Origin of the sequence: Nocardia sp. NBC_01503, from assembly GCF_036327755.1 — a bacterium.
In the GTDB taxonomy this organism is placed as follows: Bacteria; Actinomycetota; Actinomycetes; order Mycobacteriales; family Mycobacteriaceae; genus Nocardia.
This window is the reverse complement of sequence record NZ_CP109596.1, coordinates 8,152,416-8,167,598: the sequence shown is the minus strand read 5'-3', so window position 1 is coordinate 8,167,598 and position 15,183 is coordinate 8,152,416. Positions and strand designations below refer to the sequence as shown.

The following is a 15,183-nucleotide window of genomic DNA, read 5'->3' as shown; positions in this document are numbered from 1 at the left end:
AGGCGACTATGCGACTATGCGCCTGATCGGATGCGGCGATGCGCCTCGATGGCCTCGAATTTCGCCAGGTTGTGGCGAGCATCCGCGAGCGCGTCGTGCGCGTCCTTCGGGATCGGTGGCAGCGGCGGTTGTCCGTGCTGATTCCAATGCTGGCGCAGCTCATTGGTGTAGCGGGGGAGCGCGTTCGGCAGATCGACCATGGATCCCCAGAGCTGGCACAGTGCCACGTGGTCGTAGGCGCCGACCCAGGCCCACAGCTCCGGCTCGATACCCGGGCGCGGCAGGAAGAAGCGGTAAAGGTCCTCGCGGATCTTCTCGCGGCTGCGCCACAGGTGCGACGCGGGCGGCGGTAGCTTGGGCAGCACATTGCGGCGTACGAACGGCCCGGCTTTGTCGGCATCGAATTCCGTTGAGACCGCGTAATATTCGCGGCCGTCCTCGCAGACGACGGCGATCGAGACGAGATCGATGGTGACCCCGTTTTCGATGAATTCCGAGTCATAAAAATATCGGAGCGAGATCGGTCTCTCCTCGGTTAGCGGCCGGGGGCCTTCGCCTTCGACGCAGGGTATGGGGACGATCCGGGCAGATCCTCCGGGCCTCCAGCCTAATTCCCGGCCCGCGACGGTGGCGGCAGGCCCCACGTCGGGATCGGTTCGGACGGTGTCGGGTATTCCAGCCCTGGGTGTAGTCCGCGCCGTTTGTCGTGGTCCGTATTCTGAACGAGTGAACTGGACCGTCGACGTACCGATCGATCGCTTGCCGGAACTTCCCCCGCTGCCCGCCGAGCTGCGTCGCCGACTCGATGACGCGCTGGCTCGCACCGCACTACAGCAGCCCTCCTGGGACCCCGAGCAGGCCGCCAAGATGCGCACCGTACTGGAGTCGGTGCCGCCCATCTGCGTACCCGCCGAGGTGGAGGAGCTCAAGCTCCGCCTGGCCGAGGTGGCGCGCGGTGAGGCCTTCCTCATGCAGGGCGGTGACTGCGCGGAGACCTTCGCGGACAACACCGAACCGCATATCCGCGGCAATATCCGCACCCTGCTGCAGATGGCCGTGGTGCTCACCTACGGTGCGAGCCTGCCGGTGGTGAAGGTCGCGCGGATCGCCGGCCAGTACGCCAAGCCGCGCTCCTCCGATACCGACTCCCTCGGCCTGATCTCCTACCGCGGTGACATGGTCAATTCGCTCGTCGCCGATCCGGCCGTGCGCGCGCATGATCCGTCGCGACTGGTGCGCGCCTACGCCAATGCCTCGGCCGCGATGAACCTGGTGCGCGCGCTCACCTCGGCCGGTATGGCCGATCTGCACAAGGTGCACGACTGGAACCGCGAGTTCGTCGCGCAGTCCCCGGCCGGCGCCCGCTACGAGGCCCTGGCCGCCGAGATCGATCGCGCGCTCGCCTTCATGAAGGCCTGCCGGGTCAACGACCCGAACCTGTCCTCGGCCCGTCTGTACGCCTCGCACGAGGCGCTGGTGCTGGACTACGAGCGCGCCATGCTGCGCCTGAGCCATCACCCCACCACCGGTGAACCGCTGCTCTACGATCTGTCCGCGCACTTCCTGTGGATCGGTGAGCGCACCCGTCAGCTCGACGGCGCGCATATCGCCTTCGCCGAACTGCTGGCCAACCCGATCGGCCTGAAGATCGGTCCCACCACCACGCCGGAGATGGCCGTGGAGTACGTGGAGCGGCTCGATCCGAACAATGAGCCCGGCCGCCTGACCCTGGTCGCTCGTATGGGCAATCAGAAGGTCCGCGAGGTACTGCCAGCGATCATCGAGAAGGTGCAGGCCACCGGTCACCAGGTGATCTGGCAGTGCGATCCCATGCACGGCAATACCCATGAGACCTCGAACGGCTACAAGACCCGCCACTTCGACCGCATCGTCGACGAGGTACAGGGCTTCTTCGAGGTGCATCACGCGCTCGGCACCCATCCGGGTGGTCTGCATATCGAGCTGACCGGTGAGAACGTCACCGAATGCCTCGGTGGCGCACAGGACATCTCCGATCTGGATCTGGTGGATCGGTACGAGACGGCCTGCGATCCCCGGCTGAACACCCAGCAGTCCCTGGAGCTGGCGTTCCTGGTGGCGGAGATGCTCCGCTGAGCGAATCGCTCACGCGCACAATGAAATAAGAATGCGGCCCGATCCTGATCGGATCGGGCCGCACATCTTTTCGAACGGCCCTAGGGAATCGCCACCAGGGTGACGGTGGAACCGGCTTCGATATTGCCGAGCGTGCTCTGCGAGATGACGATCGAGCTCTCATTCGAGGCCAGTTGGCGCACAGTCACTTTGAGGCCGAGGGCTTCGAGCTTCGCACGCGCCGCGGCGACATTGGAGCCCAGCACGCTGGGCACCTCGACCGCGTTGTTGACGATGAGGGTGACCCCGTCCCCGGTCTCGACCGTGGTCCCGGCGACCGGATCGGTGGCGATGACCTGACCCGCCTTGATCTTGGCGTCGTACTGGGCCCTGGTGTCGCGCACCGTAATTCCGGCCTTCTGCAGAATGCCCTTGGCCTCGTCCTCGGTCTTACCGCTCAGATCCGGCATCTTGATGGGCGCGGATCCCTTGCTGCGGTACACCTTCACGCTGCCGCCCGTCGGGAGTACGGTCCCGGGACCCGGATCCACCTTGGCGAGTGTGCCTTTCGGGGCCGTACTGCCGATCTCGCCCGAGTCGACCGGTGTCAGCCCCGCATCCTTGATCGCCTTGGTCACGCTGCTGACATCCTGCCCGGGCGTGACATCGGGGACCTTCGGTTTACCGCTGGAGACCAGTACCGCGACCGTCGAACCCTTGGTGACCTTGGTTCCGGCCGTCGGATCGGTGCCGACCACATTGCCCACCGGAATGATGTCCGAGGCTTTCTGCCTGGTCTCGGTGGAGAAGCCCGCGTCCTGCAGGGTGGAGATGGCGCGCTGGGTGTCGAGTCCGGCGATGGAGGGCACGGCCGCGTATCTGCCCACCCCCAGCCACCAGCCGCCGATTCCCAGGAGCATGGCCAGGGCGACCACGATGCTGAGCCAGATGATGACGGTCCGCCGGGATTTGCCGCGATCCTCGATGAGTTCGGAGCGGTGTCCGCGCTCGGGTTGGCGCGGGTCCTGCCGGGTCGGCGGGGCGTACTCCGGCGGAATCTCCCTGGCGGCGGTCATGACTCGCGTCTGCTGATGCGGGGGCACCTGCATGGTCGGCGGGTCGGCCGGAATGCGGGTGGTGACGTCGGCGGCCCCGTAGGGCGCGTGTCGTACGGGCTCGGGTGTGCGCGGGGCCGGATGAGCGGCCGCGGGTGCCGGGTCGACTCGGTAGCGCGCGCTCAGATGTTCGGCCGATTCGGCGGGCGCGGGCACCCGGTAGTCCGGTAACTGCAACTCCCGGGCAATCCGGCGTAGCTCGCGCGCCATTTCGGTGGCATCGCCGAATCGGTGCGAGGGTTCGCGCGCGGTGGCGTGCGCGACCAATTCGTCGAATTCGGGCGGGACGCCGGAGATGAGCCGGCTCGGGCTCGGCACATCCTTGTCCACGCGCTGCAGGGCGATGGAGATCGAGGTGTCACCGGTGAACGGCGTACGCCCGGTGAGCATTTCGAAGATGAGAATGCCCGCCGAGTACACATCGCTGCGCGCGTCGGCGCTACCGCTGGTGACCTGTTCGGGCGAGAGGTACGCCGCGGTGCCCAGAATCACGCTGTCGGAGGTGATACTCGCCGCCGCGACCGCGCGCACCAGTCCGAAGTCGGCGATCTTGACCTCGCCGGAGTCGGAGATGAGGACGTTCTCGGGTTTGATATCGCGGTGCACCAGTCCGGCCGCGTGGGCGACGCCGATGGCCGCGAGCACCGGTTCGGCGACCGCGCGCACCGCGTGCGGTGGCATGGGTCCGCGTTCGCGCAGCAGCTCACGCAGCGTGCCGCCCTCGACCAATTCCATGATCAGGAACGGATGGTCGCCGTCCACGCCCTGGTCGTAGACCGCGACCAGGCCGGGATGCTTGAGCTTGGCGACCGCGCGGGCCTCCAGTTCGAAGCGGGTGAGGAATTGTGGGTCGTTGGCGAACTTGGGGTCCATCACCTTGATGGCGACCGGTCGGTCCAAACGGGTGTCCACCCCCCGGAACACCGTGGACATACCGCCGCGCGCGATCGGCGCGTCGATGCGGTAGCGCCCTTCCAGCATCTGGCCGATCAAACTGCAACCCTTCCGATTTCCAAGTCGCCCTGCGCGACTGTGACCCGATGGTAGTCGGGTCGGGGTGTGATGCGGCGGACGCGGCACGACAGACTACCGTTGTACCCGTGAGTGCCATCCCCTACAGCGATGATGTCCTGCCGGATTCGGTCACCGTGCTTCCCCTGCCCGATGTGGCGGAGCTGCTCGGCATGTCCGTGACCCGGGTACACCAGATGCTGCGCGAACATCAGCTGATCGCGGTCCGCCGCGACGGTGTTATCGCCGTCCCGAAGGAGTTCTTCGATTCCACGGGCCAGATCGCGAAGCATCTCACCGGTCTGATCACCGTCATGCGCGACGGCAAATACACCAATGAGGAAATCCTCGAGTGGATCTACACCGAGGACGAGTCCCTCCCGGGCCGTCCCATCGACGCCCTGCACGGGGACCTGGCCCGCGAGGTCATCCGCCGCGCGGCCGCCGACCCGTTCTGATCCGCGCCCCTCGTCATCCCGGCGTGCTTGTGGCCGGGATCCGCGGTCCGCATTGGACGCGCGATCACCAGGAATCCATGGCGCTGTGCCGCGGGTCGATCGCGCTGCCAGCTCCTGGTCGATGAGGACGCAGCCGCGAGTCCTGGCCCCAGCGGTCGGGGCAGCGGAATCCTGGTCTGTCAGGCCGGGTTCGGAGTCTGAAAACGTGACGGGTGAAATTGCTGCCCGATCAAAGGACTCCACTCGTGCGTGCTTCTGTTTCTGCCCTCCGTACCGCCGTCATAGTGACGGCCCTGACCGGAGCGGTGGTGGGCGGCTCGTCGATAGTCGCAGCTACCGCTTCAGCGGACAATCTTCCCTGGCAGGCAGCGGCACCGGCCGAGCCGAGCGCCGCACAATCCATTTATGCGAGCGATACGGGAAGCGCGGCCATCGACCTGCTGACGATGCTCTTCAACCTGCCCACCGGCAGCCTGCAGAAGCCTTGCCCGCCCCAGTTTCCGGACGCATGCACGCTCCGTCCGCCCAGCGGCGGATCGTCTTCGTAGTTAGCGCAGGTCGGCGGCGAATTCCTTTGCGGCGACGCGGAGTCGGCGATGCCGGGGGACCGTGGCTCGGCGGGTGAAGACGGCGTAGTCGGTGCGTTCGATCTCGTCGAGGATGGCGCCGTAGAGCGTGGCGGCGGTGCGGATGGCGGGGCGTACCCGGGGGGTGAGCAGGTCGATACCGGGGGTGGCGCTGCGGTAGATGCCGCGGTTGACCGCGATCAGGTGGGCCAGGGCGCGGCGGACGCGGGGGTCGGTGCGGCCGGTGTCGCGGCAGTGCTGCAGCAGATCGTCGTCCACGCCGAAGGCCGCGAGTTCGTCGGCGGGCAGGTAGACGCGGCCGCGGTCGAGATCTTCGGCGATATCGCGCAGGAAATTGGTGAGCTGGAAGGCTTCGCCGAGCGCGGCGGCAGCGGGTTCGGCCTCGGCGAGGGGGACCACGGTGCCCAGGATGGGCAGCATTTGCAGGCCGATGGCGGCGGCGGAGCCGCGCATGTAATCGCGCAGGGCAGCCATGGTGGGGTAGCGGTCGCGGTATTGCGGGCTGCCCGGAATGTCCATGCGCATGGAGTCCAGGAATACCCAGAAGTGTTCGGGCGCAATGGAGTACCGCAGGATCGTATCGGTGACCGCGAGCAGTACCCGGTCGTCACCGGGTGCGCCGGGTGCGTGCGCCAGCCGCCCGCGCAGGTCGTTCTCGATCCGATCCAAGCGCGCTGCGGAGTCCTGGACCCGTATCGCCGCCGCGGTGTCGTCGACAATGTCGTCCACCATGCGCGCGAACGCGTACAGCGCGTGTACGGCGGGTCTTCGCTCGGGCTCCAGCAGTCGGGTCGCCAGGAAGTAGGTGCGCCCGTGTTCGGCGGCGATCCGGCGGCAATCCCGATAGGCGAGTTCGAGTTCCACCGAACTCATGCCGGGGTGGGCGGCGGATTCACTGTCGCCGGATGATGCGTATGCGCGCTGAGCTTGAGCGGGTCGACGGTGCGCAGTGAGACCGCCGCGACCACGGCCGCGAAGGTCGCCAGCGCGACATGCCAGAAGCTGTACAGACCGATGGACCCATCCGGCTGGAATACCAGCATGAGCCACGTACACAAGCCGACCAGCACCTGCAATGTGGTGGTGGACAATGCGAATCCGGCGGCCAGGGCCAGCGGCCACGAGTAGTACCAGGGCAGTGCGGCGGGCGAGAGGATGACGATCGCCACGAATGCCACGGTGATACCGAAGACGGCTTCCTTCTCGGTATGCCGGAAGCGCCACCACGCCCACACCAGAATCGCGACCAGCGCGACCGCACACAGCGTCCGGGTCACCGACAGCACGGACTCCATCCGCAGCGGGGTCACCCAGGTGGTCATATGCGCCATGATGGTCGGCAGCGACAGCCAGTTGATGATCTTCTTCGATCCGGACAGCGCCGTCAGCCAGCCGATGCCGACATCGGCGAGCGCCGAGGCGGCCGCGAAGACCACCCCGAATACCGCGACGCCGAGTCCGGCGATCTTGGCGAACATCAAAGCGGGATGTGGCAATTCGCCCTCGCCCTGCGCGGCGCGGCGTTCGCGTTCGTGCACCATCCAGATCCACACCAGGAACGGCAGTGCGATACCCGCGGTCGCCTTCACTCCGACACCGATGGCCACGACCACGATTCCGGCCACATGATGATGTTCGAGCACCAGCGCGATACCCGCGGCCATCAATCCGACCATGAGCATCTCGTTGTGCACGCCGCCGATGAGGTGGATCAACACCAGCGGATTGAGCACCGCCAGCCACAGTGCGGTGGTCGGGCGGCCGCCGAGGTGTTTGGTGAGATGCGGTACCGCCCACATCATCAGGGCGAGGCCGGGCAGCATGACCAGGCGCAGCGCGATCGTCCCCGCCACCACATTGTCACCGGTGATGGAGGTGATCCCGCGTGCCAGCAGCAGGAAGATCGGACCGTACGGTGCGGTGGTGGTGGTCCAGACCGGGCTCACATTGTCCAGCAGCACACCGGGATTCACCACCGGTCCGACCTGGTACGGGTTGAATCCGTCGCGCAGCAGCGCACCCTGTGCCAGATACGAGTAGGCGTCGCGGGAGAACATCGGCACCGCGAACAGCAGTGGGAAGATCCAGATTCCGACGATGGCGCGCAGTTCGTTCAGCGTCACGGTGGCGCCGGGGACGGTGCCCAGGGTTGCTCGACCGAGCCGCACCCATGCGGTGATCATGGCCAGTACGCCGATCCAGACGAACACCGTCGACAGCGCGTACCCGTGTCCGAAGCGCAACCACGACAGATGCGCGGCCTCCAGGAGCGGATCGCTGCGGCGCACACTGCCCGCTCCGAAGCCTCCGAAGGTGATCATGAGTGCGCCGAAGCAGCCCAGCAGTGCGGCCTTACCCTCCGGGCTGCGGGCGAAATCCGCCCAGTTGCGCATCCAGCGATGCGACTCGGAGTCGGCGGTTACCAGGGGCTTCGGGTCGAGGGTGGTGATGGTGACGTCCATATCGGGGGTCGGCATCGGTGGTCGTTCCCCCCGGAAAGGTCAGCGGCGGCGGCCGCGGTTGGATTCTGGACGCCGGTCAGTCTAGTGCTTGTGCGCCTGTGCTACCGCCCGGGCAGGGGAGGTTCCGGCCCGGGCATGTCGGAGGTCACCTGTGATGCGGGTCGCGGCGAGTTTGCCGGAGAGCAGAACGGTGGGCACGCCGACGCCGGGAACCGTGCCCGAACCCGCGAGAACCACATTGTCGCGGCCGGGCACCAGATTCCGGGTGCGGAAGGGTCCGGTCTGGCGGAACAGGTGCGCGGCGGAGAAGGGGGTGCCCGCCAGCATGCCGCTGTCCTTCCAGGTCCGCGGGGTGTCCACGATATCGATCCGGAAGTGCTCCGAAATGCCCTGATAGCCGCGCGTTTCCAGGGTTTGCAGGAGTTCGCGCAGATAGTGGGGGGTCAGGTGGGCCCAATCCAGTGGCGCGGCATCGAGGTTGGGGCAGGGGGCCAGTAGCGACAGCGGTTCGTAGCGGGTGGAGTCGCGCGGGTGCCCTGCGGCGTCTATGCGCTGTTCGGCGCGATCGATGTACAGATCGGGGTCGGTGAGCGCGGGGCGGGTGAGCAGTAGCGACGGGTCGCTCATGAGTTTGCCGTGGCCTTTTCGCGCCGCGATCTCGGTGAAGGTGCGATCCCACTCCCGGCCGAAGTCGATGGTGTGATGCGCCTGAATCGGCCATTGCGCGGCGATATGTGCGGGGATGGTGCCGTGCGCGACGACCGCCGAGGGGGAGGCGCGCAGACCGCGCCGGCGGCGCAGGCCGAAGGTTGTCAGCGAGCCGATATCGGCGGTCAGGACCAGGGCGTCGCAGGGCAGGGTGCGGCCGTCGGCGGTGCGGACGGCGGTGGCGCGGCGACCGGTGTAGTCGACGCCGGTGGCCTCGGTGTTCAGTTCGAGGATGCCGCCCGCCGCGGTGAAGGCGCGCGCGAGGGCATCGGCGATCGCGCGCATGCCGCCCCGCGGGTACGAGACGCCGAGGCAGGTGTCCATATATGGAATCGCGCCGTAGACCGCGAGCGCCTGATTCGGGGCCGTACCCGCGAACAGGGCTTGGAAGCTGAAGAGCCGGGCGAGTTGATCGTCACCCATGAGCTTGCGGACCCGATGCCCGAGTCGTCCGAACGCACCCAGCCGCACCAGTTTCAACAGTGCGGAACGCTTCTGCGGATACCGCACCATATCCAGGGGCGAGTCGAAATTGGTGTCCATGAAGTGCCCGAACTCGGATTCGTACACGCCCTGCAACCAGCCGCGCAGTCGCCGATAGCGTTGTCCCGCAGCGGCATCGCGCACCCGGGTGACCTCGGCGGTCATCTCGTCCGGATCGGAGTACACCCCGACACTCGTGCCATCGGCGAACCGGGCCCGATAGGCCGGGGCCAGATCGATGATCCGCAGGCCGATCGATTCGCGCGTCTGCCCTACGGCGGCCAATGCCTCGTCGATCAAGTTCGGCACGGTGAGAATCGTTGCCCCGGAGTCGATCTCGTAATCGGCCCCGCGGTACAGCCCGACCCGTCCGCCGGGATGATCGGCCCGCTCCAGCACCGTCACCTGCCGCCCCGCACCAACCAGATGCAGCGCCGCCGCCAGCCCGGACAGGCCCGCGCCCACCACGATGATCCGATCGGTCGGTCCCACAACAGTTTTCATGCCAGTTCCCTTGCTGTGCGATCGGCGGCGGGCGGCCGCGCCCGGGGGCGGGTTCGAGTCGTCAGTACGCGCGCGCCGTGGCCGCCAGCGCCATGGCACGCAGCTGGCGCTTGGCATCGGCGGTCGCGGTGCTGGCGTCCAGGGCGGTGAGCGCGCGATCGGTGAGATCGGTGATGCGCGCCTCGACCGCGTCCACCGCACCGAGATCGGTGAGTATGCCCCGCAATTCGGCGACCTGCTCCGGGGTGACATCGGTGCCGAGACTGCTGCGCAGCAGGGCCGCGGCGGCCGGGGCGGTGACGTCGGCGCGGCTGAGCGCCTCGGCGATGAGTACGGTCCGCTTACCCTCGCGCAGGTCGTCGCCGGAGGGTTTGCCGGTCACGGCGGGATCGCCGAAGACGCCGAGCAGATCGTCGCGCAGCTGGAAGGCGATACCGATATCGGTGCCGAATTCCCTATAGGCGGCGATCAATTCGTCATCCGCGTCCGCCAGCACCGCACCCAGATGCAGGGGTCGTTCGATGGTGTAGGCGGCGGTCTTGAACCGGTTGATCAGCAGTGCGGCCTCGACGGATTCGTCACCACCGGCCTCGCCGTGGATATCGAGGATCTGCCCGCTGAGCACTTCGGTCCGCATGGCCGACCACACCGGTGCGAATCGCCGCTCCTGTCCGGCGTCCAGTCCGGCGCCGCGGGTCATGTCATCGGCCCAGGCCAGTGCCAGATCGCCGATGAGTATCGCGATGCTCGCCCCGTAGTGCGCCGGATCGCCCGCCCACCGCCCGTCCCGATGCCGGGTCTCGTAATCCACGTGCACGGTGGGGAATCCGCGCCGGGTGCGCGAGGAGTCGATGATGTCATCGTGGATGAGCGCGGCGGCCTGCACCAATTCCAGTGCGGCACAAGCGGTCAGCACGGCATCGGCCTGCGGATCTTCGGCGCTCTTTCCGGCCCCGAGCCAACCGGTCCAGGCGAAGGCGGGGCGGGTGCGCTTACCGCCGCGCAGTACGAAAGCCTCGAGTGCGCGCGCCGTATCGGCCACGACCGGACCGAGCGGCTCCAGAATCTCGCGCCGTGTCACGAAGAATTTCGCGAGGCGCTGCTCCACGGCGGCGACGAGCGATCCCGCGCCGACCGGCTGACGTGTCGGGGTACCGGGTCCGGCGGACAGTGGATCCTCCTGAGGTGGGGCCGCGACCCGCAGTGGTCGCGCGCGAGGTTCGCCGAGAACTGTACTGTCCCGCCTCCCCGCGATTTCGGCGGGTCGCCGCGGCGACCCGCCGGTCACGCACCCGTGGTTACCTCTGGCAGGAACCGGTTTCGGGGGTCTCCGGGGAGCTGTCCCGACGTTGCGAGATAAGTCGTCACGCCGGGAGATATGTCCGATGCCACAGCGCGGGGCGTGGCATGCGGTTGTGATCTCACATGGCGGGATCCGACCGCTGTGCGCTGGTCGTATTGTCCGCTCCGGTGCGGGAATTACCGCGTCTTCGCAGCGTATCGGGTTGGGTCCGGGGAAGTGGTCCCGCGATTGCCCTTAAACTGGGCCGGTGAGTTTCGACAATGTACGGGGATATTCGACCCCTGGCCGAGTTTCCCGCACACCGCAAGGGTCCGGAACTCGCTCGGTCATCCAACAGCTCGGGCCGCGCCCGGACGGGTCGGTGCCGTTCTCTGTCGAGTTCAATCCGCCGCGCGACGCGGCCGGTGAGGCGCGGCTGTGGCGGGCGGCGCGCGAATTCGAACGGCTGCATCCGGCCTTCGTCTCCATGACCTACGGTGCGGGCGGCTCGACCCGCGATCGCACCATTCGGGTCACCGGTCAGCTGGCGCGCGAGACCACCCTGTTGACGGTCGCGCATCTGACCGCGGTGGATCACAGTGTCGCCGAACTGCGTTCGATCGTCGGCGCGTACGCGGATTCGGGTATCCGGAATCTGCTGGTGCTGCGCGGCGATCCGCCCGGTGATCCGCTGGGGGACTGGGTCAAACATCCCGAGGGTGTCGAGTACGCCGAGGAATTGGTCCGCATGGTGCGCGATCTCGGCGACTTCCACGTGGGTGTCGCCTCCTTCCCGCAGGGACATCCGCGCTCCACCGATCTGGATCAGGACACCGCGCATCTGATCGCGAAACTCCGTGCGGGCGCGGAGTATTCGATCACCCAGATGTTCTTCGATCCGGAGCACTACCTGCGTCTGCGCGACCGGGTCGCCAAACTGGATCCGGCCGAGGGCGATAAGCCGATCATTCCCGAGCTCATGCCGATCACCTCGCTGCGCACGGTGGAGCGCGCCGTCGAACTCTCCGGCCGCGAACTCCCCGCCAAGGTCCTCGAACGCCTGCGCACAGCCGCGGGCGATGGTCCCGAGGAGAACCGCGCCGCCGTCCGTGCCGCCGGTATCGAGCTCGCCACCGAAATGGCGCAGACCCTCATCGACGAGGGCGTCCCCTGCCTGCACTTCATCACCCTGAACTTCGCCAAGGCCACCGGCGAAGTTCTGGCGAACCTCGGCTACACCGTGTCACCCGCCCCTGCGCCCGCCTGATTACCCGCCCGGCATGCCGGGTGAAATGTCGGAATTGTGCTGGTCAGCCGAGTAATGTGCGACCTCGACCGCGATGTTGAGGAGCAACCATGCCCGTCCTGCATCACCTAGTCCGACTCGCAAGCGCGGTCACGGCCTGCGCCCTGCTCGCCGGTCCGGCAACCGCCGAGCCGCCAACGGCCCCCACCAACGGTGCGGTGGCGAACGGCTCGGCAACCCCGAACGGAGTCGGTGCCGCCCCGGCGAATGGACCCGGTGCCACCGCGAACGGCGCGGCGGGGGAGGGCATCAGCGTCGCGCTGGCGCGCGGCGCGGCCGCCGCCATGGCGAATGGCGTGAGCCCCGCCGATACCGCCTCGGCCGTGAGCGCCATCGCGCGCGCCACCCACACCGCCGCCCCCTCGGACTGGTTCGCCGCCTACGGCCAAACCCTGGACGGGCTGGAGCAATTGGGCGTACAGCCGTTCCTCTACCCGACCGCGGCGCCCTTCTGCCTCGGCGGCACCACCCTGGGCCTGGCCCCCGCCATCGCGGGCGCCATGCCCGGACCGTGGCCCAAGTACGCGGTATCCATTCCGGGCCTTGACCTTTCGGCCGTGAAGTCCGGTCAGACCATGTTCGCTTTCGTCCCCTACGGCATCAGCCCCGACGGCGCGGACACCTCCGGTATGCAGGTGGTCTGGCTCAACCTCACCTCCGGCAAGAGCGGCTTCGCCCCCATGGGCTCGATCGCCCACGTCCTGAACGGCATGATCCCGCCCCAGGTCCCCGCCGAACTCCGCCCCGTGGTCGAACAGGCCGTCCACGACTTCTTCCTCAGTGCCCTCCCGGTAGGCGGCGTCCGCGCGGTCCCCGTCGACACCGGCTCAGGCACCGTACTGGCCACCATGTTCGGCGTGGTCAACAACGCGGGCCACCCCTGCTTCTTCCTCCCGACCATCGGAATCACCCTGGTCCCATAATGCGATCACCGAATGCCGCTGAGCCCTATGCATTTCCCGCGGCGGCGGGCTGCTCCGGGCCATACGGCGCGGGACTGCCCTGTCGTCCTCTCGGCGGTGCGCATTACTCCGGTGCCATCACGGCGATCACCGAATATCGCTGAGCCCCCGGCCTTTCCAGGTCAGCGTCCGGTTCCGGGACGCCCGGTGTGAGCGCATCGAGAGACCCAGATAAACCGCCACCGAAACCGGATGCGCCAGGGCCGCAAGGACATCAGCCCCGGTCAGTCCGCCGATATCCCCGATCAGGTGCGCACCCGGAACGGCGCGAGGTGAGCGCGCCCTTCCATCATTCTCGGACGGACGTCCCCCGTCGTCATCCCGGCGCGCTTTTGGCCGGGGTCCACACCTGTAGTCCTCCAGTGGACTTCGGTGAACCCGGCCGCCATTCTCGGTCGAACGCGCCAGCAGCCTTCCGGTTACGGCGGCGGCGTAGCCCAGTAGCCCCATCCTGCGGACCCGTCTGTGGCCCACCGCTGCGACCAGCGGCGGCAGCAGGTAGGCGAGTGTTGTGACTCCGCCGACGGCCGCGCTGCCCGCGACGCCGCCGTAGGCGGTCCACAACCATTTCCGGTAGCCCTCGTCGAGTTCCCTTGCGCTGCGGTACATCCGGGTCGAGGTGAGCTGCCCGCCCGCGACCAGCGTTGTCCGTTGTCCGGCGCGGCGCAGCTCGCGTGCGATGGCCAGATCCTCGGTGATGCGGTCCGCGACCGAGGCGTGTCCGCCGATCGCGCGGTAGGCGGCGGCATCGAAGACCAGGAATTGCCCGCATGCCACCGCCATGGCGGGCGACAGGGTTGAATTGCCCAATGCCACAGGCAGTGTGGAGGCCCAGGACCAGCAGAGCAGCGGTTGCACCAGGCGCTCGGCAATAGATTCGGCTCGTTGGGCGGGCCATGGGCACACCAAACCGGCTCCCGCGCGCCGTAATTCGCGGATCGCGGCCGCCAAGGCGCCCGGGGTCAGCCGCACATCGGCGTCCAGGAAGATGAGTACCCCGGAGTCGGTGTCGGCGAACTCCGCGAGTCGTGCGCAGGCCGCGTTCTTACCGGTCCAGCCGAGGGTTGGCGGGATGTCATTGCGCAGCACCGTGAATCGGCTGTCGCCGCCCACCGAGTCGAGTGCGGCACGGTAGGTGCCATCACCGGAGTCGTCGTCCAGAATCAGCACGCGCAGCCGTGGAACCCCTTGCTGCGCACGCAGATCCGCGATCAGCTCCGGAAGTCGATCGGCTTCGTCGCGGGCGGGGACGCAGACGGTGACCGCTTCGGTCACCCCCACGCGCTGATCCCGCAACTGCCGCATGGTGATCCGGTTGGCCAGGGCGGTGGTGGCCCCGGCCGCCGCGATCACGGCCCCGGCCCGCACCGTGAATTCTCCCGCCCGCAGCGCGAATCTCCCGGCAGTCGAGGTGAATTCCCCGTCGGGGCGTGGCCTCACACTCGCGTTTCGCGGTCGCGCTTGATCCAGCGTGCGGCGCGCACGTACTTCGGCGGATCCGGATTCCTGGTCATGTACGCCAATACCGCGACCACGACGGCCACCGCCAGGGTGATTCCGCCGACGATTCCGGCCCAGCCGGCGAAGGATCGCGTATTCGGGTCGGAATACCCGACTTCGGCGCGCAGCGTGCTCACATCGCCCGCGGGCAGCTTCCACGTCACCACCGAATCACCCTCGCGGGTGCCGTTGGTGGTGGCCACGCGCGCCGGAAAGGCCACGGTGAACTGCACATCGGAGCCGTGCGGCGGCAGGCTCTTCAAATCGACGCGCCCGGTGAGCGTGACCAGATCGCCGACCCGGTTGAACTGCAACGTGAACATGCCCTGCGTCTGATCCGAGAGCGAGCCGAGCTGCTGCACCTCACCGAAGGTGAGATCGTCGAAGTAGACCTGGCTGCCGACGTACCCGTCCTGCGTGTACGAGTCGACGCGCACCTTGCCCGAGAGCGCGTCCGGCGCTTTCAGTTGCGGCCCTTTGTCCTTGTCGTTCTGCGGGACCGCGGCGGCGACAATGCGCCCCGAGACCCGGTCATTGGAGGAGACGCCCATGGAGACCTGTACGCGCAGGCATCCGGTGAGCATGACGGCCAATGCCGCGAACAGCATGACGGCCGTAATCCGCATCCATCGGCGGGGTCGCCGGGGGTCCGGCTCCGGCGTCGTGGATTCGAGCGTGTCGTCGGCTGTGGAGGTGATCGGACTCGGCACG

Annotated in this window: 13 protein-coding genes; 5 read left to right on the top strand and 8 right to left on the bottom strand. The window is 67.7% G+C overall.

The features are described 5' to 3' along the window. Window positions 1-14: 14 nt before the first annotated feature. The gene (locus OHB26_RS37805; RefSeq protein ID WP_330185910.1) at window positions 15-521 is read right to left on the bottom strand and encodes a polyadenylate-specific 3'-exoribonuclease AS; all 507 of its coding nucleotides are present in this window, start codon (window positions 519-521) and stop codon (window positions 15-17) included. Window positions 522-726: 205 nt separating this feature from the next. Between OHB26_RS37805 and OHB26_RS37800 the strand changes: the two genes are divergently transcribed. Next, window positions 727-2,115: a class II 3-deoxy-7-phosphoheptulonate synthase gene (locus OHB26_RS37800; protein WP_330182023.1), complete on the top strand. Its 1,389-nt coding sequence runs from the start codon at window positions 727-729 to the stop codon at window positions 2,113-2,115. Window positions 2,116-2,195: 80 nt separating this feature from the next. On the opposite strand, the gene pknB is transcribed toward OHB26_RS37800, so the two are convergent. Further along, on the bottom strand, window positions 2,196-4,190 hold the full coding sequence (gene pknB, locus OHB26_RS37795) for a Stk1 family PASTA domain-containing Ser/Thr kinase (RefSeq protein ID WP_330182022.1): 1,995 nt from the start codon (window positions 4,188-4,190) through the stop codon (window positions 2,196-2,198). A gap of 119 nt (window positions 4,191-4,309) precedes the next feature. Here pknB and OHB26_RS37790 point away from each other — a divergent pair, with 119 nt between their 5' ends. Both OHB26_RS37790 and OHB26_RS37785 read left to right on the top strand, forming a co-directional pair. Beyond that, complete coding sequence (locus tag OHB26_RS37790) at window positions 4,310-4,678, top strand: Rv2175c family DNA-binding protein (RefSeq protein ID WP_330182021.1); 369 nt, start codon at window positions 4,310-4,312, stop codon at window positions 4,676-4,678. A 245-nt stretch (window positions 4,679-4,923) separates the two neighbouring features. Continuing rightward, window positions 4,924-5,226 carry a hypothetical protein gene (locus OHB26_RS37785; protein WP_330182020.1) on the top strand — a complete coding sequence of 101 codons (303 nt, stop codon included), beginning with the start codon at window positions 4,924-4,926 and terminating at the stop codon, window positions 5,224-5,226. On the opposite strand, the gene OHB26_RS37780 is transcribed toward OHB26_RS37785, so the two are convergent. The 4 genes from OHB26_RS37780 to OHB26_RS37765 all read right to left on the bottom strand — a co-directional run bounded on the left by OHB26_RS37780 (window position 5,227) and on the right by OHB26_RS37765 (window position 10,593). Further along, window positions 5,227-6,138 (bottom strand): phytoene/squalene synthase family protein, encoded by a 912-nt coding sequence (locus tag OHB26_RS37780; protein ID WP_330182019.1) that lies wholly within the window; start codon window positions 6,136-6,138, stop codon window positions 5,227-5,229. Then, the gene (locus tag OHB26_RS37775; protein WP_442943070.1) at window positions 6,135-7,658 is read right to left on the bottom strand and encodes an alpha-(1->6)-mannopyranosyltransferase A; all 1,524 of its coding nucleotides are present in this window, start codon (window positions 7,656-7,658) and stop codon (window positions 6,135-6,137) included. The genes OHB26_RS37780 and OHB26_RS37775 overlap by 4 nt, the downstream gene beginning before the upstream one ends. Window positions 7,659-7,808: 150 nt before the next feature. Then, window positions 7,809-9,422 carry a phytoene desaturase family protein gene (gene crtI, locus OHB26_RS37770; protein ID WP_330182017.1) on the bottom strand — a complete coding sequence of 538 codons (1,614 nt, stop codon included), beginning with the start codon at window positions 9,420-9,422 and terminating at the stop codon, window positions 7,809-7,811. A gap of 61 nt (window positions 9,423-9,483) precedes the next feature. Further along, window positions 9,484-10,593 (bottom strand): polyprenyl synthetase family protein, encoded by a 1,110-nt coding sequence (locus OHB26_RS37765; RefSeq protein WP_442943069.1) that lies wholly within the window; start codon window positions 10,591-10,593, stop codon window positions 9,484-9,486. Between the two features lie 493 nt (window positions 10,594-11,086). Here OHB26_RS37765 and OHB26_RS37760 point away from each other — a divergent pair, with 493 nt between their 5' ends. Both OHB26_RS37760 and OHB26_RS37755 read left to right on the top strand, forming a co-directional pair. Beyond that, entirely contained in the window at window positions 11,087-11,971 is an 885-nt protein-coding gene (locus OHB26_RS37760) for a methylenetetrahydrofolate reductase (protein ID WP_442942811.1), read from the top strand. Window positions 11,972-12,060: 89 nt separating this feature from the next. Then, window positions 12,061-12,933: a hypothetical protein gene (locus OHB26_RS37755; protein WP_330182015.1), complete on the top strand. Its 873-nt coding sequence runs from the start codon at window positions 12,061-12,063 to the stop codon at window positions 12,931-12,933. A gap of 126 nt (window positions 12,934-13,059) precedes the next feature. On the opposite strand, the gene OHB26_RS37750 is transcribed toward OHB26_RS37755, so the two are convergent. Beyond that, window positions 13,060-14,340, bottom strand: a complete 1,281-nt coding sequence (locus OHB26_RS37750) for a glycosyltransferase (protein WP_330182014.1) — start codon at window positions 14,338-14,340, stop codon at window positions 13,060-13,062. Window positions 14,341-14,408: 68 nt separating this feature from the next. Next, window positions 14,409-15,098: an LppM family (lipo)protein gene (locus OHB26_RS37745; RefSeq protein WP_330185908.1), complete on the bottom strand. Its 690-nt coding sequence runs from the start codon at window positions 15,096-15,098 to the stop codon at window positions 14,409-14,411. Between the last annotated feature and the right edge of the window lie 85 nt (window positions 15,099-15,183).

Excerpts from the sequence above, each read along its gene's own strand:
- pknB (WP_330182022.1), bottom strand. The coding sequence starts at position 4,190 with ATGCTGGAAGGGCGCTACCGCATCGACGCGCCGATCGCGCGCGGCGGT.
- OHB26_RS37780 (WP_330182019.1), bottom strand. The coding sequence starts at position 6,138 with ATGAGTTCGGTGGAACTCGAACTCGCCTATCGGGATTGCCGCCGGATC.
- OHB26_RS37775 (WP_442943070.1), bottom strand. The coding sequence starts at position 7,658 with ATGCGCAACTGGGCGGATTTCGCCCGCAGCCCGGAGGGTAAGGCCGCA.
- crtI (WP_330182017.1), bottom strand. The coding sequence starts at position 9,422 with ATGAAAACTGTTGTGGGACCGACCGATCGGATCATCGTGGTGGGCGCG.
- OHB26_RS37755 (WP_330182015.1), top strand. The coding sequence starts at position 12,061 with ATGCCCGTCCTGCATCACCTAGTCCGACTCGCAAGCGCGGTCACGGCC.
- OHB26_RS37745 (WP_330185908.1), bottom strand. The coding sequence starts at position 15,098 with ATGCGGATTACGGCCGTCATGCTGTTCGCGGCATTGGCCGTCATGCTC.